Origin of the sequence: Chryseobacterium sp. T20 (genome assembly GCF_047345655.1) — a bacterium.
Classification (GTDB): Bacteria; Bacteroidota; Bacteroidia; order Flavobacteriales; family Weeksellaceae; genus Chryseobacterium.
Map to the genome: position 1 here is coordinate 85,044 of NZ_JBLFDU010000007.1, position 21,704 is coordinate 106,747.

Below are 21,704 nucleotides of genomic sequence, written 5' to 3' on the forward strand. Positions count from 1 at the left end.
CACTTATGAATTCCGAAAAAATCGAAATTTTTGATACGACACTGAGAGATGGGGAACAGGTTCCGGGATGCAAACTGAATACGGAACAAAAACTGATTATTGCTGAAAGGCTTGATGAATTAGGGATTGATATTATCGAGGCAGGATTCCCAATTTCCAGCCCCGGAGATTTTGAATCGGTTTCAGAAATTTCAAAACTGGTGAAAAATGCGAAGGTTTGCGGACTCACAAGAGCGAACAAAAAAGATATTGATGTAGCAGCAGAAGCACTGAAGTTGGCAAAGAAACCAAGAATTCATACAGGAATCGGAACTTCTGATTCTCATATTAAATACAAATTCAACTCCACAAGAGAAGATATTATTGAAAGAGCCGCTGATGCAGTAAGATATGCGAAAACCTATGTGGAGGACGTAGAATTTTATGCTGAAGATGCCGGAAGAACAGATAATGAGTATCTGGCAAGAGTTTGTGAAGCCGTGATCAAAGCAGGAGCCACTGTTCTTAATATTCCTGATACCACAGGATATTGCTTACCGGAAGAGTATGGTCAGAAAATAAAATATCTGAGAGAAAACGTAAAAGGAATTGAAAAAGCAGTGCTTTCATGCCATTGTCATAATGATCTTGGACTGGCAACTGCCAATTCTATTGCCGGAGCGATCAACGGAGCACGTCAGATTGAATGCACGATCAACGGATTGGGAGAAAGAGCAGGGAATACAGCGTTGGAAGAAGTCGTCATGATTTTGAAACAACATAAAGACTTGAATCTGCATACCGATGTGAATTCCAGAATGTTAAATGAAATGAGTGTGATGGTGTCTGACCTGATGGGAATGTCTGTACAGCCAAACAAAGCCATCGTAGGAGCTAACGCCTTTGCTCACAGTTCAGGAATTCATCAGGATGGGGTGATTAAAAACAGAGAAACATATGAAATCATTGATCCTGCAGAAGTAGGTGTGAATGCCTCTTCCATTATTCTTACAGCAAGAAGCGGACGTTCAGCATTGGCCTACCGTTTCAAACATATTGGCTTTGAGGTGACCAAAAATGAACTTGATTATTTGTATCAGGAATTTTTGAAAATTGCTGACCTTAAAAAAGAAATAGGAAATGATGATCTGAGCCTGATGATGGATTCTTTCAGTAGAAAAATAGGATAGGTTTGATTTAAATCAAGATAAAGTAAACAATGAAGAATAATAAAAAGACACTTTTTGATAAAGTTTGGGACGCTCACGTGGTAGAAACCATTCCTGACGGACCTCAGATCATTTATATAGACAAACATCTTATTCATGAGGTAACCAGCCCTCAGGCTTTTGCGGAACTTGAATCCAGAAATCTGGAGATATTCAGACCGGAACAGATTGTAGCTACTGCGGATCACAACGTACCTACTTTACATCAGGAGCAGCCTATTAAAGATGAACTTTCAAGAAATCAGGTAGAGCAGCTTACGGAAAACTGTAAGAAAAATAATATTGAACTTTTCGGATTGGGACACCCATATCAGGGAATTGTTCACATTATCGCTCCGGAATTGGGAATTACCCAGCCGGGAATGAGTATTGTGTGTGGTGACAGCCATACCTCTACGCATGGAGCATTTGGATCTATTGCTTTTGGGATTGGAACCAGTCAGGTGGCTCAGGTATTTGCCAGCCAGTGTTTATTGCTGAACAAACCAAAATCAATGAGAATTACAGTCAATGGTAAACTGAATGAAAATGTTCAGCCTAAAGATGTTATTCTTTATATCATTTCAAAGATAGGAACAGACGGAGGAACAGGATATTTCTGTGAGTATGCAGGAAATGTATTTGAAGAAATGTCTATGGAAGGAAGAATGACAGTCTGCAACATGAGCATTGAAATGGGCGCCAGAGGAGGAATGATTGCTCCTGATGAAACCACTTTTGAATATGTACAGGGAAGAAAATTCGCCCCTGAAGGAGAAGACTGGACTGAAAAAGTAGCGTATTGGAAAACTTTGAAAACAGACGAAGGAGCAGTTTTTGATGAAGAACTCAGCTTTGATGCTTCAGATATTTACCCAATGATTACATATGGTACAAATCCGGGAATGGGGATTTCAATCCGCGAAGTGATTCCGGTACCGCAAAATGAATCGGAGGAGAAGGCATTGAAATATATGGGACTGGAAGCCGGACAGGCAGTTAACAGTATTAAGGTTAATTATGTTTTCATAGGAAGTTGTACCAATGCAAGGATAGAAGATTTCCGTTCTGCAGCTCAGTATATTAAAGGGAAAAGTAAGTCGGAAGCGGTAAAAGCACTCATTGTTCCCGGATCTCAACAGGTAGTAAAACAGATTTATGAGGAAGGTTTGGATAAAATATTCAATGATGCAGGATTTCAGATCCGTCAGCCGGGATGTTCAGCATGTCTGGCGATGAATGATGATAAAATTCCTGAAGGAGAATATTGTGTTTCCACTTCCAACAGAAACTTTGAAGGCAGACAGGGACAAGGTTCAAGAACAATTCTTGCCAGTCCGCTTACCGCAGCAAAAGCAGCAATAGAAGGTAAAATTTCAGCTTTTGAAAGTGTAAACTAAAAAGAATTTAACCACAAAGACACAAAAGATGATAACACTTAAGTAAGAAGAAGATTCCATTTGCTTGTAGAAAAAGAACACTTAAGCTTTTTGAAAATCTTTGATTTTCATTCTTATGTGAACTTCAGTTAAGTAAATTGAAAAGTAAAAAAGAAAACTTTTGTGCCTTTTGTGGTTCTAAGTCTAAACAATATAGAATAAATGCAAAAATTAGTTGTTTTAAAATCCCGCGCAGTTCCACTGCCGGCAGAAAATATAGATACAGACCAGATTATTCCGGCAAGATTCCTGAAAAGTATAGACAGAAAAGGCTTCGGAGAAAATCTGTTCAGAGACTGGAGGTTCAATATTCATACAGGAGAACCGAATCCGGACTTTGTTTTAAACAATCCTAAATTCGAAGGTGAAATTTTAGTGGCAGGAAATAACTTCGGTTGTGGAAGCAGCCGTGAACACGCAGCCTGGTCTTTGACAGATTATGGCTTTAAAGTAATTGTTTCCAGTTATTTTGCTGATATCTTTAAAGGAAATGCCCTGAATAACGGACTTCTTCCTGTAAAGGTTTCCGAAGAGTTTTTAAAAGAAATCTTAGAAGGTATCAATGAAAATCCTGATAATGAAATTGCTATTGATGTGGAATTACAGTCCATCAGCTTTAAAGACACCACGGAAACCTTTGAAATTGATTCTTACAAAAAAATATGCCTGCTAAATGGCTATGACGATATTGATTTTTTAATCAGCAGAAAGCAGACGATCACAGAATTTGAATTAAAAACACAAAAAGCAAATGAGCGACAATTATTTTAAAATTGCGGTTCTTCCCGGAGACGGGATTGGCCCGGAAATCATCAGTGAAAGCATTAAAATATTGGATGTTATTGCTGAAGCGTTTCAATGTAAATTCCATTTTGACTATGGATTAATTGGTGCGGAAGCTATTTTTAAGACAGGAAATCCTTTGCCTGAAGAGACCTTAAAAATCTGTAAAGAATCTGATGCTGTGCTTTTCGGAGCTATTGGTGATCCGGTTTTTGATAACAATCCGGAAGCAAAAGTAAGACCGGAGCAGGGGTTATTGAAACTTCGTAAAGAATTGGGATTATTTGCTAATATCCGCCCTTTGAAAACGTATGCTTCTCTTATTGATAAAAGTCCACTGAAAAGAGAAATTATTGAAGGAGCAGATATCCAGATCTTCAGAGAATTGGTAAGCGGGATTTATTTCGGTGAAAAATTTACAGATCCGGAAGGAGCTTATGCTTATGATATTTGCAAATACAGCCGTGAAGATATTATTCCGATTGCGCATATGGCCTTCCAGGAAGCTCAGAAAAGAAAGAAAAAACTTACCCTTATTGATAAAGCCAATGTTCTGGATACTTCAAGATTGTGGAGAAAGACCTGTCAGGAAATAGCTCCTGAATATCCGGATGTACAGCTTGATTACATGTTTGTAGATAATGCGGCTATGCAGCTGATTCTTAATCCTAAGCATTTTGATGTTATTGTAACGGAAAATATGTTTGGTGATATTATTTCCGATGAAGCAAGTGTGATTGGAGGTTCTATCGGATTGCTGCCATCTGCCTCAGTAGGAGAGAAGAATGCTTTGTTTGAGCCTATTCATGGGTCTTATCCACAAGCTAAAGGAAAAGGAATTGCTAATCCTATTGCTTCTATTTTAAGTGTAGCGATGATGCTGGATCATCTTAATTTAAAGGCTGCAGCAGATAAATTAAGACAATCTGTGGAACATGCTATTGAAAATAAGTATGTTACCATTGATCTTAATACCAAACAATATTACTCAACAAGTGAAGTGGGAAGTTTTATTGCAGATCATATCAGATATTCCGAAAAGTCATATTACAATTTTGAAAATATCAAGATCGGAAAATCTACCATTGTATAGAAACAAAAGTTCAGTTAGATAGTTAGAAAGAAAAGTTCCGCCTCGTATGAGACGGAACTTTTCGTTTTTTTTAGTGATCAATAAGCCTTAACAGCTCTTTTTATTCCTTTGTATTATCCGTTTTTCCTGTCTTATTTTTGGAAGACTTCTGAATATCTTCTTTATCAATATCAGGTGGATTGGTCTTTTTGGATGCTGCAGGAATATTCTGGAAATCCTGATTTTGCTTTTGGGTTTCTGCGGTATTGGCAGATTCTTTCTTATTGGTTTTTCCTTTTTTATCCATGACTTTGATTTTTAAATGTCAACAATATGGATAGTATCATTCAAAGGGTTTGCCAAACAGAAATATTTTTCCTAAAGTCCCAGAATACCAATTTTTCCGGTTTTATCTTCTATTTCATAATTCAAAGCCTTCGCAAGAACGAAAACATTATTCAGATTTTCCATCAGCTGTTTACGGCCTTCGGTTCTCAACTGATTCTGATCGATTGATTTTTCTGCCGTTTCTTTAGCTTTAGCAGTAACATTTTTAATGTCTTTTTCCGAAATCCTGTTAATAAAAGAATCATCAAGAGATTGGATTTCAACACTTGGAGTTATTCTGATCTCAGCATCAGGAAGCTCGGTAATAATAAGCTTTTTATTGATGGAATCTACTTCGATCTTCATTTTGTTAAGATCATAAGAAACCTGCGCATTGGTCTTGGTATACGTAATAATGCTATTGCTGGAAATTTTTTTCCCAAAAACTTCATAACCCATTTTGGTTTTCTGCATGCTGGATGTATTCTGTTCCATCACTACCATCTTATTCATCTTGGAAATCTGATTGGTCAGGATATAATAATCCGATTTCTCAGTTTTATTTCCTAGGTTCAGGCAGGATTTCAGACCCAAAAACAGCAGCACCATCGCACCGGCACCGGCAGCAAAGGATAATATTGTTCTATAATTTCTCAAAATCTATTTAAAAATTTCTTTGATGACAGATGAATCGTTCTTTTTAAGAATTTGAACCAAATCCCTTTCAATATATCCTGTGGTAGGCATTTCTATAATTCTACCTACTTCTTTTCCATATCTTTTCAGGATAATGGTAGGAACTTTCTGAAGATTGTAAAGACTTTCGTCTCCGGTAGGAGATTCTTTCTTACGGTTAACAGCAATAATATTCAATTTATTTTCAGGATAACCTACGGCTTCCAATATTTTCATCAGTCTTGGAAAATCTCTGTGGCTGTCTTCACACCAGGTTCCCATGAAAACAATAATATCATAAGTACCGATTTTCTCTTTTTTTAATTCACTGACTGCTTTTTGGTCAAGAGCATATTCATCATGTTCTTTTACATACCAATCTGCATAAGGAGCTTTTAAAAACTGCTCTTTCAGTTGGTTTCCCAAAAGCATTTTGCCATCTTTCGTAGTTTCAACTTCACGGTTTACTACTACTTTTTGTGCAGTAAGCTGTTGTGTAGCTAAGAACAGAACTGAAAAGGCAACAATATTGGTAATAAATTTTTTCATATTTTATTTTTCGATAATTGATTTTAAATCAGCAGGAGAGTAGTATTTGTTTTTCAATACTTTATGATCTGCCTGTCTGTAAACATTGAATTTTTCTCCAGACTTTTCATAAAAAGATTCTACTTCCTTCTCTTTGTAAAATTCAACAGTTTCCTTTGCTTGTTCTTCATTATCACATGCCTTCGACATATTGGAGCGCTGAACTTCGTTGAATAGCTCTACAAATTTGTTGCCAAGTCCGAATTCCAGTACCGCACCACTCAAAACATACTGAAGATCACACAATGCATCAGCAATTTCTACAATATTATTGTCAGCAATCGCCTGCTTCAGTTCGTTTAATTCTTCCTGTAAAAGTTCTACTCTCAGATTGCATCTTTCCGGAGAAGGAATTTGTGGGGTATCTAAAATAGGGGCTTTGAAAGTAGTATGGAATTCTGCTACTTGGTTCAGACTATCAATTTTATCCATGAATTTTTTTATTTCCCACAAAGATAGAAAAGGATTTGTAAAATGTGAAATGTACAGGAGTAAAATACGAGACCCAAAAGCGCAGGTTACTTAATATTTTTATTTTACTCCCGTGAATTAAAGTTAATAGGCATTCTGAACCATGATTTTACTGGTGTTCCCTTAGTTTTTGCCGGAGTCCACTTTCCTTTTATTTTTTTCAGAGCAAATTTTACATCCTCAAGAAGAATTTTATTGTTTTCTACTTTGGGTTCAATATCTACATTGGTGATCTCTCCATTTTCATCTATTGCAAAGGATATAAGAAATGTTCCTTTTGGATTGTAAGTTTCCCAATCCAAATAATTACTTAAGCTTTCAAGAACCTCTTTTCTGAATGCTTTCATTCCACCGGGCATGGCAGCAGACTGATATGATTTAGCAATATCGTAATCGGGTCTGTAGTTTTCAAAAAAATCCTTGGGTTGGAATAGAAAATCGAAATAAGCAGCAACTTTGTGTCCGTTTTGCTCTGCAGGCTGCCAGTTTTTTAAGCTCCCTAAAGATTTGACAGCAAGAGTAAAAGCACATTTGTTCTTTTCTATAATAAGATCATCGCTCTTTTTCTTTACTAAAGCAGGTTTACCATTCTCATCAATCTTTAGGCTTACAAAATACATCTCATTCTGATCACATGGTTTTGAGCCGCTTTTCAGGAAATAGTCCTGCATATCTGAGAATAATTGGATAGAACCTCCTTGGTAAGGAAACTGGCCATCAGGATATTGGTCAAGTGTTTTTTGTGAATATGCTGACTCGAAGAACAGCATGAAAAGAAGTAAAGTAATCTTTTTCATGAATTAACGTGTTTTCCTGGTTATTGATAATGTTATTAATTTCTTCGCTAAAGTAAGAAAAAAGTCCACAATCTGAAACTTGTGGACTTTTAATAGGATGTGGATAGGATTTCAATTACTCATATTTCCAGACTCCGGAGATGGTCAATATCATCAATCCTGGCTGCTTTTCCCCATAGCTGAAAATGCCTATGTATTTTGAATGACAGGAAGTACAATCAGTGCCAAAATATAAAGTAGGTAAATCATTAACTGTTAATTCTCCGAAATGCAACATTCTTTGAGAGGTTCCGTTGGCAATTTTGTGGTTTAACAATTCATCTTTGGATAATACTTTATCTTCATGATACAGTTGCAGAATAGGAAATCCTGATTCGTAAGGTATTATTGTAATTGTATTTTTGTTTCCGCAATGGCAGCAGTTGAAAGCGGTTACCGCTGAAGGAAGAGCTTCATCGTTGATGAAGGTGCTTTTTTCAACAGAAGCTTTTTCGGTTATGCTTATTTTTTCTGATATTGAATACATCTGGGTTGATTTATGGCTGAATAACTGTGCCTACTAAGTTAGGGTATTTTCCGCTGGGACTTTTCTTAATGGTAACTTTTATATAACCTTCTTCCGCCAGCTTATTCCATGTTTTCTGATACCCTGTATTGATGTCTATAGGGATTTTCCACATGGTTTGTTTTCCTTTTCCAGCCTGGCTAAACCAAGGAATAATGTCTGCGGTTTGGGTTTTGAACTGCATGGAGCTATTCAAAACATCGATTTCATAGTAAAAATCGTACTTGTCTTCAGGTTGATTTAATGCTCTTTGGGTAAAAGTATAAGTGTAACCATTGATAATAGGACTTGTAAAACTTCCGCCTAATGTAGGAACTCCGGTACCGTTATAGTTGCCAACCGCTCCGCTGTATCTGTCGAATTTCTGTCCAACCTGTAAAGGAACATCATCAACAATATTGTAACCTCCGTTGGCTGGTGGCCATCCGCCATTTAGATTATTAGCCTTAAAAAGTGATTCCAATTCACTCCATTTTCCCCTTTTGTATAGGTCATAAGCTTGATTTTTGATGGCTTGACTTACCGAATTATTGGGATCATAGGTTACTGCCAGTTCATCTGCATTTTTGTAGAATACAGTGGTCACATCCGGATTGATGTCTATTACTTCATCATCGTCAGAGCTACACGCAACCGAGAGAGAAGTGATGGCTAAAAAAAAGAAGTACTTAAATAAATGTTTCATATAAAAAATTTTAAATTATTTTAAAATAATGAGGTACTAGAGGGAATTACCTTTTTGAAACATCCTATTATTTACAAAGATCTTAAATGAATTACTGAAATGAGGATGAATAATGATTTTCTGTTCAGTAAGAGGAATTTTTGAGGCTGGAATTTGTTTTAATAATACACTTTTCTGACAGTAAAGTGTAGAAATATCAATTTACGCCAAAATAGAGTCAGAAGCAGCAGCTGCATGAGACGTCAAAAACGGCTTTGGAGCTCCCTTAAATACAATCTGGGTAAACGGCACAATAAAATATTGTTATGCGATAAATTTAAATTAAAAAACTCGAATTATAGTTATTTTGTTTTAAATAAAATGTTTTTATGTAATTAATTTCATTTATAATTGATTATTGTAATGATATTTTACATTAAAAAAAATAAAACTGCCCCATAAGGAGCAGTTTTTTCACATCGTTTAATTGTAAAGGGATTAGTTTTTAACAAATCTCTTAGAAGATTCTCCGATTTGAATCATATATGCACCTTTGATAAGGTTGCTTACGTTCACGGATCCTCTTTGTAGTTTTCCTGAGTCGATTAGTTTTCCACCCATATCGAAGATTTTGTAATCTTCAGAAGTTGTATTGGAAATATAAAGTATATCTCTTGCAGGGTTTGGATAAAGCTTCACATCGGTGATCAGATCTTTCGTACTATGAAGATCTCCTTTTCCGGAAGAAACAATATTAAGGGTATAATCTTCTACCTGTCCGTAAGTGAAGGCTTCACATGAAGAAGTAGGGATTGAGCTATACTTCATCATTACTCTCATTCTTGTAGATCCAACAGTAGCAGTAGCCGGGATGGTAATAGATCCTGTAACCGGACTTGTTGTAGAACCTGCTTTTGTCCATGCCAGTTCTCCGCTGTCTGTAAAATCTCCGTCTCCGTTGTAATCAATATAAACTGCGTAAGCTTCGCTGTATTTTGTAGAAGTCCAAACCGGAGTAATGGAAATTGTGTAAGCGCTTCCTCTTGTAACGTTTGTAGAAACTGAAGTGAAGTTTTCATATCCTGCAGTTCCTGTAGACGTATTATTGATAGATCCAAAGGTTACATTTCCAATTCTTTCATCTGCTGTATTTGAGGCCGAAGAAGAACAATAAGTAACTGTTCCTCCGGAAAGAGTTGTCACACTCACTGTATTACTTGACACCGAAGCATTTCCAGCTGCATCTTTTGCTTTCACAGAGAAAGAATACGTAGTTGCTGGTGAAAGTCCTGTTACAGTATATGTAGTAGAGGCTGTAGAACCAATTAATGAAGCTCCCTGGTATACATCATATCCGGTAACTCCAACATTATCTGTAGCTCCGGACCATGAAAGGTTAGTGGTTGTAGCAGTAGTTCCTGAAGCAGCAAGGGTAGGAGCTGTAGGAGCAACCGTGTCAGGAGTTCCTGAACCTGCATTGACAGAGATGTTGGCATTGTTGACATCAAAGAAAATGTGGTTCGATCCTTTTACCATAATTCTTCCCGTTGTTGTCGTAGAATTTGGAATGGTTACCGCCTGTGAGCCATCATTAGGTGTTCCTGCTAATAGAGTTGTCCATGTATTTCCGCTGTCCGTAGACCAAAGAATATCTACATTGGCCGCATTTACTCCGTTAGCGGTAGTTCCTGCCACGTTCCATGTTACAGTTTGAGAACTTCCTCCTGTGTAAGTAGTCGCTGAATTCTGAGAAGTAATATTAAACGGTCCTGCAGTTCCATTCACTGTGATTACCGCATCGTCAGAATTATTTCCGGAACCTCCGGCCTTGTTATCACGAACGGTAAATCTGAAGTTTAATGTTCTGGCTACTGAAGAAAGGGCTTCTACTGTGATTTCAGAACCAGCTGTAGTAGTTGCACCCGTTAAAACAGATGCCATTCTAGGAAAATATCTTACAGGTGCAGTGGTAGGAGTCCATGATCTGAAGTTAGGTCCAGAAGCTTTTGTAGCGCTTGCTGCAGAGCTTGCTCCCGTCTGAGAAGAAGAAGCGCTGTCCATTTGTTCCCAGATGTAGGTTAAAGAATCTCCGTCAGCATCCGTTCCTGTACCTGTCAGTACGAATGGTGTTCCTTTTGGAATGGTATAATCCAACCCTGCGCTAGCCGTAGGAATGGAATTTCCTGTATTGGTATTAACAGAGCAGGTTTTAGCTTTAATATTATTGGTAATCTGTTGGATACTTACCGCATGGAAAAATGCATCAGAATGCGGCTGGATATCCTGGCTGGTAATTCCTGCGTATCCCATAATGGTTGATCCTGATCCTGGTTCCACGTTTACACCTGTACCTTCATTTCCGTGAGAAAAAGTGTGGTTTCCTCCAAACTGATGTCCCATTTCATGAGCTACATAGTCGATGTCAAAATTATCTCCTGAAGGAATGGCATCTGCCGGAGAAGTATAACCGCTTCCTTTAGATCCGTTTGTACAGATACACCCGATACATCCTGCATTTCCTCCACCTCCTGAAGCTCCGAACAAGTGTCCGATGTCATAATTGGCCTCACCAATTACAGAGGTTAAAGTGCTTTGCAACTGAGAATTCCAGCTGCTCATTCCTGAAGCAGCAGAATAAGGGTCTGTAGAAGCATTGGTGTAGATAACAGCGTCGTTGTTAGCGATCAGAACCATTCTTGCAGCGAAATCTTTTTCAAACACACCGTTTACACGGGTCATGGTGGTATTCATTGCTGCTAAAGCCTGAGCTTTTGTACCTCCGAAATAAGTGGTGTATTCTCCTGTGCAGGATAATGCCAGTCTGAATGTTCTCAGTTTAGCATCGTCAGCATTAGGTCTTGCCGCAAGAGCAGAATTGGAAACTCCTTTCTGTGCAGCATCTACTACGGTACATTCAAATTTGTTAAGATCATCTTTTTTGTCAGATTTTCTGTACACTACATACGAAGAAAGATCTTTGGTGTAAGGCTCGATGAAAACAGCCGATTTATCACCATAAATTTCCATAGATGACAGTCCTAGTGGAGAAACACTGAAATAGACTGTGGAATTAGGATCATCCAGACCTTGTCCTACGTAGGATTTGATATCCGGATATTTTGCTGCCAACTCAGGGGCAAAATTGGAATTCTCCCTCACTTTAAAATTTTCCATTCTGCCTTCAGAATTCGGAAAAGAGATGATGAGTTCTGATTTTTCGCCTGCAGCCAGTCTTTTGGGAGCTTTTGCCAGAATGTTTTTCAATCCGTTGATATCCAGGTTGTATACCTTAGGATTGCTGATGCTGGTTTTGTTTGCAAAGATCTCTGATGAAGTTCTTTTTGAACCTTCAGACCAAAGACGGTCAGTCTGTGCGAAAGAAATACCCGAAATAAGGAGCATTCCAATCAGCGTTAATTGTTTTTTCATATTAAATATTAAATTTGATTGTGGAATATCAAATCTAATAAAAAATATATTACGAAAAACAAAATTTTTTAAGGAAAATTTAGACTTTGTAAATAATATATTATGCAGTGCATTGAGTATAATTGAAAAAGCTGATTAATAAAAGAAAAGTGAAAGTGATGAAATGTGTTTTAATTTGAAAAAAATTAAATATACGTATTTTGTTTATTAATTTATCAAAAAGAGTCAATACAACTTATTGATTATTTAATTATATATGAATAATGTTGTTAAATTAAATTTGAAAATATTGCTGTATCGTTCATTTGGTCTACAAAAAAAGCTGTTTCAAAATGAAACAGCTTACTATATTTAATTTATCTAATTTTAATTACATTTTATCATCAGCGGTAGGACCATAAAGTCCGGGAACTTTATTTCCGGTTGATCTTAGATAAACCACCAGCTCACCTCTGTGATGGTACAAATGATTATAAAGAAAAGCTCTTACCACCTGAACCTTTGGCATAGGAGGGAAAAGTACATTTCCATCCATTTCCATTTTCCACTCATTGAAATAAGTGTTTTCATCCGAGTTTTCAAGAACTTTCCGTGCGTTGGCAACATTTTCTTCAAATTTTGCAAGGATATTCTCCGCTTTGGAAATATCTCCTTTGTCATACTTATACGTACCCATATCAAAAATATCCTTATTGAAAGTGGATTCGTACCAATTGTATACTTCAGCAATGTGAGAGGCAAGCTGACCGGTTGTCCAGTTTTTTTCGGACGGTTTCCAATCCAGTGCGCTATCGGGGATTGCCTGTAAAATTTTTCTGGTGTTTTCAGCTTCATGCAGAAATTCACCTAAAAGTGCCTGTTTAATCATTTGTATTGGGATTTTAAAATGTTATTTCGTGATATCTCTTCCGATTACCAGTCTCTGGATCTCAGAAGTTCCTTCTCCAATCGTACAAAGCTTAGAGTCTCTATAGAACTTTTCAGCAGGGAAGTCTTTTGTATATCCGTATCCTCCGAAGATCTGAACTGCATTGTTTGAGATTCTTACACAAGCTTCAGAAGCGTATAGTTTAGCCATAGCTCCTTCTTTTGTCATTTTTTGTTTTGCATTTTTAAGCGTAGATGCTCTTTGGATAAGAAGTTCAGCAGCATCAATTTCTGTAGCCATATCTGCTAACATAAAGTTGATTGCCTGGAAATCTGCAATAGGTTTTCCAAACTGATGTCTTTCTTTTGCATATTTCAAAGCAGCTTTATAAGCTCCTCTTGCAGTACCTAAACTTAATGCAGCAATAGAGATTCTACCACCGTCCAAAACTTTCATAGCCTGCTTGAAACCTTCGCCTACCTCTCCTAAACGATGAGAATCCGGTACACGTACGTTATCAAAAATTAATTCTGCTGTTTCAGAAGCACGCATTCCCAGTTTATTTTCTTTTTTTCCAGAAGTAAAACCAGGCATTCCTTTTTCTAAAACAAAAGCAGTAGAGTTATTCTTAGCTCCTATTTCTCCTGTTCTTGTCATTACTACGGCAATATCTCCTGAAATAGCGTGAGTAATGAAATTTTTAGCTCCGTTGATGATCCACTCATCACCATCTTTTACAGCTGTAGTAGACATACCTCCTGAATCAGAACCTGTGTTGTGCTCTGTAAGTCCCCAAGCTCCGATTACTTTTCCGGAAGCCAACTGAGGAAGCCATTTGTGTCTTTGTTCTTCATTTCCAAATTCATAAATATGGTTGGTGCAAAGTGAGTTGTGTGCTGCTACAGAAAGACCAATAGATGGGTCAACCTGAGAAATTTCGTCCAGAATAGTAACATACTCATGATACCCTAAGCCGGAACCTCCATATTGTTCAGGAACTACAATTCCCATAAAACCCATCTCACCCAATTGGTGGAATAAGTCTTTTGGAAACGTTTGGCTTTCATCCCATTCCATAATATTCGGTCTGATGTTCTTTTCTGCGAATTCTCTAGCGGTTTCCGCTATCATTTTGATGTTGTCAATAGTCTCTGTATTCATATAATAATAGTTAGTTCCCAAAGATAACCAAATTGATGGAATGCTAAAATAAATTATTTCAATCGTAATATCTAAAGGGTAATCCCTTTAATTTTCAAATTTTTATATTTTGAGAATTAATACTTTCTTAATAAAATATTCAGCCTTTTCCGGTTTTTATTTCACTATTTTAGTTCCCCAATTTTTAAAGCATGAAAAAAATTCTACTTCCTATCATTTTAATTTCCTCTTATATTGCTGCGCAGGCTCCTGCCGGATATTACGACGGAACTTCCGGACTGACAGGATATGCTCTGAAATCAAAGCTTCACGATATTATTTCGGAAAAGATGGTCAACTGGCATTATGACGATCTTAAGGTGTTATATGGGCAGACTGATCTGGATAAATATTATGATCACGATGCTTCCAATACTCAATATTTGCTGGATATCTATTCTGAAATTCCTTCTGGGCCTGATTCCTATGAATACACTGTAGATCAGATGGTAGCAGGTGTAGGTGCGGAAGGTCAGGGATACAACAGGGAACATATGATGCCACAAAGTACATTCAGTACAAGCTCATCCATCAGTGATTATCCTATGTATTCGGATCTGAACTTTATTATTCCTGTTGATGGTTATATCAATCAGCGAAGAAGCAATTATCCTTATGGGATAGGAAATAATACGAATCATTATATTTTTTCCAATACTTCAAGAATATCTAATGCAGCCATTCCAAACTACCCTTATACGGGAAGAGTGTATGAACCTATTAATGAATTCAAAGGTGATATCGCGAGGTCATTGCTATATTTTGCAGTACGATATGAAGGGAAATTAGGTTCATTCAATACGGCTTATACTACTTCAGCTAATCTTACTCCGGTAACCGATCAGTGTCCATTGGATGGAACGGAAGAAAGAGCAGTTGATCTTGCTTATATTGCTATGCTGAAACAATGGAGTGCTGCAGATCCTGTTTCGCAGAGAGAAATTGACCGGAACAATACGATCTATACCATACAGAAAAACAGAAATCCATTCATTGACCATCCTGAGTGGATTGATATGATCTGGTCCGAAACGCCGGATAATGTTGCTCCCGCTGCTCCTGGATCATTGGTTTCAACCCAGCAGAATGCTTATTTTGTCAATTTGAACTGGACCGCTTCTCCCGATACTGATGTTTTAGGATACAGAGTTTATATGAACGGATCAACGACACCTGTTGCGGTTACCAAAGGGAATTCCATAAGTATAGATCATCTGAATCCTTCAACTACTTATACCTTTACAGTGAAAGCTTTTGATAAAGCATATCTGGAATCTCCGTTCAGCAATACATTGACAGCTTCAACGATTGCTTCGGATTCATATGCTCCGGATCTTATGATTACGAAATATATATCGGGAACGAATACGGAATTTATAAAGAATAATGCTCTGGAAATCGTTAATAAAACAGGGCATGAAGTTAATTTAAATAATTACAGGATTAATATTCAGTTTAAAAATAATTCTTCAGGAGCTATCTACAGTGGAGATACTTACGAACTGGAAGGTAAAGTAGGGAATAACGAAACTTTTGTTATTCTGAATCCAAAAGGTACTCTGTTATGTTATACCGCTGGCCAGGCTAGATTTGTAACGGCTTCTGATCCTATGATGTTTGCAGGCGGAAACTATGTTGAGCTAGCTTATAATAAAACGGTTACAGTAGATGCTATCGGAGTAAAATATACAACCAATAACAACGGAAATGTATCTTTATATAGAAAGAATACAGTCAATCAGCCTAACGATACATTTACTATCAGTGAATGGGATTCTTATCCGTCCAATTACTGTCAGAATCTGGGTGGTACATTGTCTACAGCGGAACTGATTACTATTAATAATGAGTTTACCATCTATCCGAACCCGGTTGATGATCATCTTTATGTGAAGGAAGAAATGGAAAGGGTAAAAGCGGCTCAGATTATAGACCTTTCCGGGAAAGTGATTTATACGGAGAAGGATCCTTTCAGGTTTAAGAAAAGTATTTCTGTACAGGGAATTTCTACAGGAATATATTTCTTAAAGCTTGATGAGAAAGCGCATCAGTTTATTAAAAAGTAAATAACATCAGATTTAAATACTATCAGCCAAACCTAACAGGTTTTAAAAACCTGTTAGGTTTATTTTTATAGGGTGTAGAAATAATTCAAGAGATGGCTTCGTTTTGCTCGCACTGACTTTCTTAGCCCTGATAGTAGCGGTTACCCCGCAGTTGGGTTTGAGTGTGGGAGAGCGATGGCGCGAGGAGTATGAGCGGATAGCAGGAACAGCTTCTTGCCTGAAAAAAATGAAAAAAGTAGAGTTAAAGTAAATATAATAATAAAAGATCGAACATTTTTTTGCATTTCTGTAATTTTGAAGTTTTATATAACGTCTTAAAAACCTTATGTTTACTGTATCATTGATATAAGCTGATTCGCTAATAATGAATATCTATAAGTGTTTCTGCTTATATTTTTTATATATAAGTAATTATGCTTATATTTGCAGTATGATAGCGGTCATTACCGGTGATATTATAAATTCACAGCATGCGGACACTGAAGTTTGGATTACCAGACTTAAACATCTTCTCGAAAAATGGGGAAGCGCTCCTCACACATGGGAAATCTACAGGGGAGATGAGTTTCAGTTCAAGTGCAAAATTGATGACGTTTTCTGGCGTTTTCTAGCCATAAAATCTCTTATTAAAAGTGTCGAAAATCTGGATGTAAGAATGGCCATAGGTATTGGTGAGGAAAGTTTCTCTTCTGAGAAAATCACTGAATCTAACGGTACAGCTTATGTGAATTCCGGAAGACTGCTTAATGATCTTAAAAGCGACGGTCATACGGTTGCTATTAAAACTTCCAGTGATCCGGTAGACAGGGATCTTAATATTCTGTTGAAATGGTCGTCCAAGGATTTTGATAACTGGACGATGGCTACGGCAGAGATTATTCATGAAATGATCATGAATCAGGATATCACACAGGAAGATCTTGCTAAGAGATTTGCTATTTCACAGTCTTCGGTAAGCCAAAGACTGAAACGAGCCAACTATGAGCTTATCGTGGAAACCAATCAGTATTTCAGAAAGAAAATCTCAGAACTATAGGCATGATCTTTATCAAACTCATATTGGCACATCTACTCGGAGATTTTATACTTCAGCCAAATTCATGGGTTGCAGATAAGGAAAACTATAAACTAAAAAGTAAGTTTTTATACATTCATATTCTGATTCACACCATTTTAAGTCTTGTTTTTCTTTGGGATCTTCAACTTTGGTGGGTGGCTGTTCTGGTGGGAATTACTCACTTTATTATTGATGCAGCGAAGCTTAGTTTCCAGAATGTAAAGACTAAGAAAAGATGGTTTTTCATAGATCAGTTGCTGCATGTTCTGGTGATTGGCGGAGTTTCTTTATATTTCCAGGAATTCAGCTTTGGATTTTTACAGAATCAGGAATTTTTAAAGATAATTATGGCGGCACTGTTTTTAACAACACCAGCTTCTATTTTTATCAAAATCTTATTGTCATCATGGACGCCTGCTCCGGATGGCCCCAACACAATTCAAACCGAATCTTTATCAAGTGCCGGAAAATATATCGGAATTTTAGAACGTCTGCTGGTCTTCACTTTTATCATGGTGAATCACTGGGAAGGCGTAGGTTTCATGGTGGCTGCCAAATCTGTTTTCAGATTCAGCGACCTTGCACAGGCAAAACAGAGAAAGCTTACAGAATATGTATTAATTGGTACACTGCTGAGTTTTGGACTGGCTGTCTTAACAGGAATAATAATAAAATAAATCAATAAATCTAACTACAATTTAGAAAGTAAAATTATGAGTCAAAAGAAAGAAATGTTGTACGAGGGGAAAGCAAAACAAGTATTTGCAACCGATAATCCTGATGAAGTAGTAGTACGTTTCAAAGACGATGCTACAGCATTTAATGCTCAAAAAAGAGGTCAGGTAGACCTTAAAGGGGAAATGAACAACGCGATCACAACTCTTATTTTTGAATATTTAAATGAAAAAGGGATCAAAACTCATTTCATCCAAAAATTAGACGAAAGAGAGCAGCTGGTAAGAAAAGTATCTATCATTCCTTTGGAAATGGTAGTAAGAAATTACTCTGCAGGAAGTATGGCACAAAGATTAGGAGTGGAAGAAGGAATTAAATCTCCGGTAACGATCTTCGATATCTGCTATAAAAAAGATGAATTGGGAGATCCGCTTATCAATGATCACCATGCCGTTTTCTTAGGAGCAGCTACTTACGAAGAACTTGACGAGATGTATGAGTTATCTTCAGATATCAATGATATCCTTATCGACCTGTTTGACAAAATCAATATCATCCTGGTAGATTTCAAAATCGAATTAGGTAAAACTTCAGACGGTGAAATCATCTTAGCAGACGAAATCTCTCCTGATACTTGCAGACTTTGGGATAAAGATACTATGAAGAAATTAGACAAAGACAGATTCAGAAGAGACTTAGGAGAAGTTACTGAGGCTTATGTTGAAATCTACAACCGATTGAAGAACTTACTTGCAAAATAATTTCAGAAATTAGAAGTTAGATATTAGAAATTAGGATGAAATCACATCGGATAGAAGATTTGAAGGTTTGGACAAAATCAATGGCTTTGGTGAAAGAAGTTTATTTGATTTCTGCTGAATTACCCACGGAGGAAAAATTCGGACTACAATCTCAAATCAGAAGATGTGCAGTTTCGATACCATCTAATATTGCTGAGGGAGCCGGAAGAAATAATAAAAATGAATTTTATCAGTTCCTTGGAATTGCGTTTGGTTCTACTTATGAGCTACAAACTCAACTTCAGTTACTGATTGATTTAAATTTTATATCTGAAATGAAAATAGCTCCTTTAAAGGAACTTTTAGCTGAAATTCAAAAAATGATTTATTCATTAAAGGCAAGTTTAAAATTATAATTGAAGTTAACTTAGACTAATTTCTAACATCTAATATCTAACTTCTAATCATTAGAAAAAATAGAAATGAAAAGTTTAGACATTCATAAAAGTGAATATTTAAAACAGTTTGAAACCCAGACTTACGGAAGGAATCTTTTCAGAACTCAGGAAGAGGAAAGACTGGATGCTCCTAATGAAGAATGTGGGATCTTCGGAATGTATTCGGATAATGATCTGGATACTTTCTCTCTTTCACAGTTTGGTCTTTTTGCATTACAGCACAGAGGTCAGGAGGCTTGTGGTATTTCCGTTTTAAAGGATGGAAGAATCACAAACATGAAAGACGAAGGACTGGTTTTGGATGTTTATAAAGAAATTCAGGAACCTGAGACTTTTATGGGAAATTCTGCAATTGGGCATACCCGTTATACCACTGCAGGAGATAAAAAGAAATATAATTTCCAGCCATTTTTCGCGAAAAACGAATATGACCAGATTATACTTTCTATAGCACACAACGGTAACCTTACCAATGCCAAAGAATTAAAAGCAGAATTAGAAGCTGAAGGTGTAGTTTTCAGAGCGACTTCCGATTCTGAAGTAATCCTGAGACTGATCCAGAAAAACCTTGATTTAGGTCTTCGTGGAGCTATTAAAGCAACCATGGAAAAGATCGAAGGAGCTTATTCTGTAGTAGGGATGACCAGAAACAAATTCTTTGCATTCAGAGACTTTAACGGTATCCGTCCGTTAGTATTGGGAGCTATTGATGAGAAATCTTATGTAGTAGCTTCAGAATCTGTAGCATTGGATGCTGTAGGTGCTCAGTATGTACGTGATATTCTTCCGGGTGAGATCATTTATACCAATGAAAACGAACCTGGGAAACTTCATTCTTATATGATGGATGAAGCGAAAGGTAAGCAGAGAATCTGTTCTTTCGAATATATTTATTTCGCAAGACCTGACTCTACCTTAGAAAACATCAATGTATACGAGATCAGAGAAAAATCTGGAGAGAAAATCTGGGAACAGGCTCCTGTAGATGCTGATTTGGTGATTGGAGTTCCGGATTCCGGAGTTCCGGCTGCTATTGGTTTCTCTAAAGCTTCAGGAATACCTTTCCGTCCGGTTTTAATCAAAAACAGATATATCGGAAGAAGTTTCATCGTTCCTACACAGGAAATGAGAGAAAGGGTAGTGAACCTTAAGCTGAACCCGATTATTTCTGAGATGAAAGATAAGAGAGTAGTCATTATTGACGATTCTATTGTTCGTGGAACAACATCTAAAAGATTGGTTAAAATTTTAAAAGATGCAGGTGTAAAAGAGATTCACTTCAGAAGTGTTTCTCCACCCATTATCGCTCCTTGTTATCTGGGAATTGATACTCCGTCTAAAGATGATTTGATCTCTGCAAATATGACTACGGAAGAACTTAAGAATTATCTGGGAGTAGATTCCTTAGAGTTTTTAAGCATAGACAACCTGAAAGACATTTTAGGATCAGCTAACCACTGTTTCGGATGCTTTACAGAAGAATATCCAGTAGGAAAAGGAGAAGAAGTAGATTTATTCAATTAATCTCTTTATCTAAAAAATATCAAAATAGAAGAGCTGGATTTGTAATCCGGCTCTTTTGTTGTTTAAATGTAGCAAAAGCTTAATATTCCTGTAGTATTCAATATATAAAGGAGTTTTAATTTTGTCAGATTAAAACTTCAGGATATGAAAAACGCACTTTTTATGGGTATTTTTCTGGTATTTACCCAACTGTATTCTTCGCAGTCTTTTGACAAGCAGGCACACCGCGGAGGAAAATCTCTTTACCCCGAAAATACGATCCCGGCAATGAAGAATGCCCTGAAAATGAATGTGACAACTCTGGAAATGGATCTGGCCATCACCAAGGATAAAAAAGTGATTCTTTCCCATGATGCTTTTCTTTCACCGGAACTGGTTACAAAACCGGATGGAACTTACATTCCCAAAGATTCAGGTTTTTATTACAAAATATATGAAATGACTTACGCAAAGATCAAAACATTTGACGTAGGATTAAAAAAATTGAATAATTATCCGGATCAAAAGAAAATAAAAGTTCAGAAACCTCTCTTTTCTGACGTCATTGATGCATCTGAAGCTTATGCCCGTGAATTGAAAAGACCGTTGCCTTTTTACAATATAGAAACGAAAACCCGTCCTTTTTCTGATAATATATTTCATCCGGAACCGAAGGAGTTTGTAGATCTGATGATGAAAATTATTGTAGAAAAAAAGATTCAGGACAGAGTGGTCATTCAGTCTTTTGATCCAAGAACACTGGAAATTCTTCATAAAGAATATCCTAAAATTATGACTGCTTTATTGGTGGAAAAGGTAGATGATAAAAAGCTGGCTCAGCAGCAGGCTTATTTTAAAAATATTCCTGTAGAAAAGTTCAAAATGTATCCCGATCACCTGAGTGGAGTAGCCGGAGATATGAAGTTCCTGAGTTTTACTCCTACTATTTACAGCCCTGAACATAGTCTTGTGACCCCGCAATTAGTACAGGAATGCCATTCTTTGGGCATGAAAGTAATCCCATGGACTGTGAATACCAAAGAAAGATTAAAAGAGTTAAAAGAGATGGGAATAGACGGTGTCATCAGTGATGATCCGAGAATATTCGAATAAAACTATTACTATTATACTTCAATATAA

Annotated in this window: 21 protein-coding genes; 11 read left to right on the forward strand and 10 right to left on the reverse strand. The window is 36.9% G+C overall.

Annotated elements, in window-relative coordinates:
• Positions 1-5 precede the first annotated feature (5 nt).
• The 4 genes from ACMA47_RS16255 (at position 6) to leuB (ending at position 4,502) form a co-directional block, all read left to right on the forward strand.
• The gene (locus ACMA47_RS16255; RefSeq protein ID WP_081906410.1) at positions 6-1,169 is read left to right on the forward strand and encodes a 2-isopropylmalate synthase; all 1,164 of its coding nucleotides are present in this window, start codon (positions 6-8) and stop codon (positions 1,167-1,169) included.
• A gap of 29 nt (positions 1,170-1,198) precedes the next feature.
• A complete protein-coding gene (gene leuC, locus ACMA47_RS16260; RefSeq protein ID WP_413930603.1) occupies positions 1,199-2,587 on the forward strand; it encodes a 3-isopropylmalate dehydratase large subunit in 1,389 nt (462 codons plus the stop codon).
• A 201-nt stretch (positions 2,588-2,788) separates the two neighbouring features.
• Positions 2,789-3,397 (forward strand): 3-isopropylmalate dehydratase small subunit, encoded by a 609-nt coding sequence (leuD, locus tag ACMA47_RS16265; RefSeq protein ID WP_413930604.1) that lies wholly within the window; start codon positions 2,789-2,791, stop codon positions 3,395-3,397.
• Positions 3,378-4,502 carry a 3-isopropylmalate dehydrogenase gene (gene leuB / locus ACMA47_RS16270; protein WP_413930605.1) on the forward strand — a complete coding sequence of 375 codons (1,125 nt, stop codon included), beginning with the start codon at positions 3,378-3,380 and terminating at the stop codon, positions 4,500-4,502. The genes leuD and leuB overlap by 20 nt, the downstream gene beginning before the upstream one ends.
• Positions 4,503-4,602: 100 nt before the next feature.
• Here the strand turns inward: leuB and ACMA47_RS16275 are convergent, their stop codons facing one another.
• The 10 genes from ACMA47_RS16275 to ACMA47_RS16320 all read right to left on the reverse strand — a co-directional run bounded on the left by ACMA47_RS16275 (position 4,603) and on the right by ACMA47_RS16320 (position 14,026).
• On the reverse strand, positions 4,603-4,788 hold the full coding sequence (locus ACMA47_RS16275; RefSeq protein WP_413930606.1) for a hypothetical protein: 186 nt from the start codon (positions 4,786-4,788) through the stop codon (positions 4,603-4,605).
• Positions 4,789-4,859: 71 nt separating this feature from the next.
• Complete coding sequence (locus tag ACMA47_RS16280; RefSeq protein WP_413930607.1) at positions 4,860-5,465, reverse strand: DUF4230 domain-containing protein; 606 nt, start codon at positions 5,463-5,465, stop codon at positions 4,860-4,862.
• 3 nt (positions 5,466-5,468) lie between these two features.
• On the reverse strand, positions 5,469-6,032 hold the full coding sequence (locus tag ACMA47_RS16285) for a TlpA family protein disulfide reductase (RefSeq protein ID WP_413930608.1): 564 nt from the start codon (positions 6,030-6,032) through the stop codon (positions 5,469-5,471).
• 3 nt (positions 6,033-6,035) lie between these two features.
• The gene (locus tag ACMA47_RS16290; protein WP_034694493.1) at positions 6,036-6,503 is read right to left on the reverse strand and encodes a nucleoside triphosphate pyrophosphohydrolase family protein; all 468 of its coding nucleotides are present in this window, start codon (positions 6,501-6,503) and stop codon (positions 6,036-6,038) included.
• A 104-nt stretch (positions 6,504-6,607) separates the two neighbouring features.
• Positions 6,608-7,339, reverse strand: coding sequence for an energy transducer TonB (locus tag ACMA47_RS16295; protein WP_413930609.1), 732 nt, complete (start codon positions 7,337-7,339; stop codon positions 6,608-6,610).
• 115 nt (positions 7,340-7,454) lie between these two features.
• A complete protein-coding gene (locus ACMA47_RS16300) occupies positions 7,455-7,865 on the reverse strand; it encodes a hypothetical protein (protein ID WP_413930610.1) in 411 nt (136 codons plus the stop codon).
• A gap of 10 nt (positions 7,866-7,875) precedes the next feature.
• The gene (locus ACMA47_RS16305; protein WP_413930611.1) at positions 7,876-8,589 is read right to left on the reverse strand and encodes a hypothetical protein; all 714 of its coding nucleotides are present in this window, start codon (positions 8,587-8,589) and stop codon (positions 7,876-7,878) included.
• A gap of 477 nt (positions 8,590-9,066) precedes the next feature.
• Complete coding sequence (locus ACMA47_RS16310) at positions 9,067-11,997, reverse strand: reprolysin-like metallopeptidase (RefSeq protein ID WP_413930612.1); 2,931 nt, start codon at positions 11,995-11,997, stop codon at positions 9,067-9,069.
• A 370-nt stretch (positions 11,998-12,367) separates the two neighbouring features.
• Positions 12,368-12,865: a DinB family protein gene (locus ACMA47_RS16315; protein WP_413930613.1), complete on the reverse strand. Its 498-nt coding sequence runs from the start codon at positions 12,863-12,865 to the stop codon at positions 12,368-12,370.
• A 21-nt stretch (positions 12,866-12,886) separates the two neighbouring features.
• Entirely contained in the window at positions 12,887-14,026 is a 1,140-nt protein-coding gene (locus ACMA47_RS16320) for an acyl-CoA dehydrogenase family protein (RefSeq protein ID WP_034698301.1), read from the reverse strand.
• Positions 14,027-14,217: 191 nt separating this feature from the next.
• Here ACMA47_RS16320 and ACMA47_RS16325 point away from each other — a divergent pair, with 191 nt between their 5' ends.
• The 7 genes from ACMA47_RS16325 to ACMA47_RS16355 all read left to right on the forward strand — a co-directional run bounded on the left by ACMA47_RS16325 (position 14,218) and on the right by ACMA47_RS16355 (position 21,677).
• Positions 14,218-16,131 carry an endonuclease gene (locus tag ACMA47_RS16325; protein ID WP_413930614.1) on the forward strand — a complete coding sequence of 638 codons (1,914 nt, stop codon included), beginning with the start codon at positions 14,218-14,220 and terminating at the stop codon, positions 16,129-16,131.
• A 430-nt stretch (positions 16,132-16,561) separates the two neighbouring features.
• The gene (locus tag ACMA47_RS16330) at positions 16,562-17,167 is read left to right on the forward strand and encodes a SatD family protein (protein WP_034698295.1); all 606 of its coding nucleotides are present in this window, start codon (positions 16,562-16,564) and stop codon (positions 17,165-17,167) included.
• Positions 17,168-17,169: 2 nt separating this feature from the next.
• Positions 17,170-17,865, forward strand: coding sequence for a DUF3307 domain-containing protein (locus ACMA47_RS16335; protein WP_413930615.1), 696 nt, complete (start codon positions 17,170-17,172; stop codon positions 17,863-17,865).
• A 36-nt stretch (positions 17,866-17,901) separates the two neighbouring features.
• Positions 17,902-18,624, forward strand: coding sequence for a phosphoribosylaminoimidazolesuccinocarboxamide synthase (gene purC / locus ACMA47_RS16340; protein ID WP_034698289.1), 723 nt, complete (start codon positions 17,902-17,904; stop codon positions 18,622-18,624).
• Between the two features lie 35 nt (positions 18,625-18,659).
• On the forward strand, positions 18,660-19,019 hold the full coding sequence (locus tag ACMA47_RS16345; protein WP_407846442.1) for a four helix bundle protein: 360 nt from the start codon (positions 18,660-18,662) through the stop codon (positions 19,017-19,019).
• A gap of 66 nt (positions 19,020-19,085) precedes the next feature.
• Positions 19,086-20,585: an amidophosphoribosyltransferase gene (purF, locus tag ACMA47_RS16350; protein WP_413930616.1), complete on the forward strand. Its 1,500-nt coding sequence runs from the start codon at positions 19,086-19,088 to the stop codon at positions 20,583-20,585.
• Positions 20,586-20,729: 144 nt separating this feature from the next.
• Positions 20,730-21,677 carry a glycerophosphodiester phosphodiesterase family protein gene (locus ACMA47_RS16355; protein ID WP_413930617.1) on the forward strand — a complete coding sequence of 316 codons (948 nt, stop codon included), beginning with the start codon at positions 20,730-20,732 and terminating at the stop codon, positions 21,675-21,677.
• Positions 21,678-21,704 lie beyond the last annotated feature (27 nt).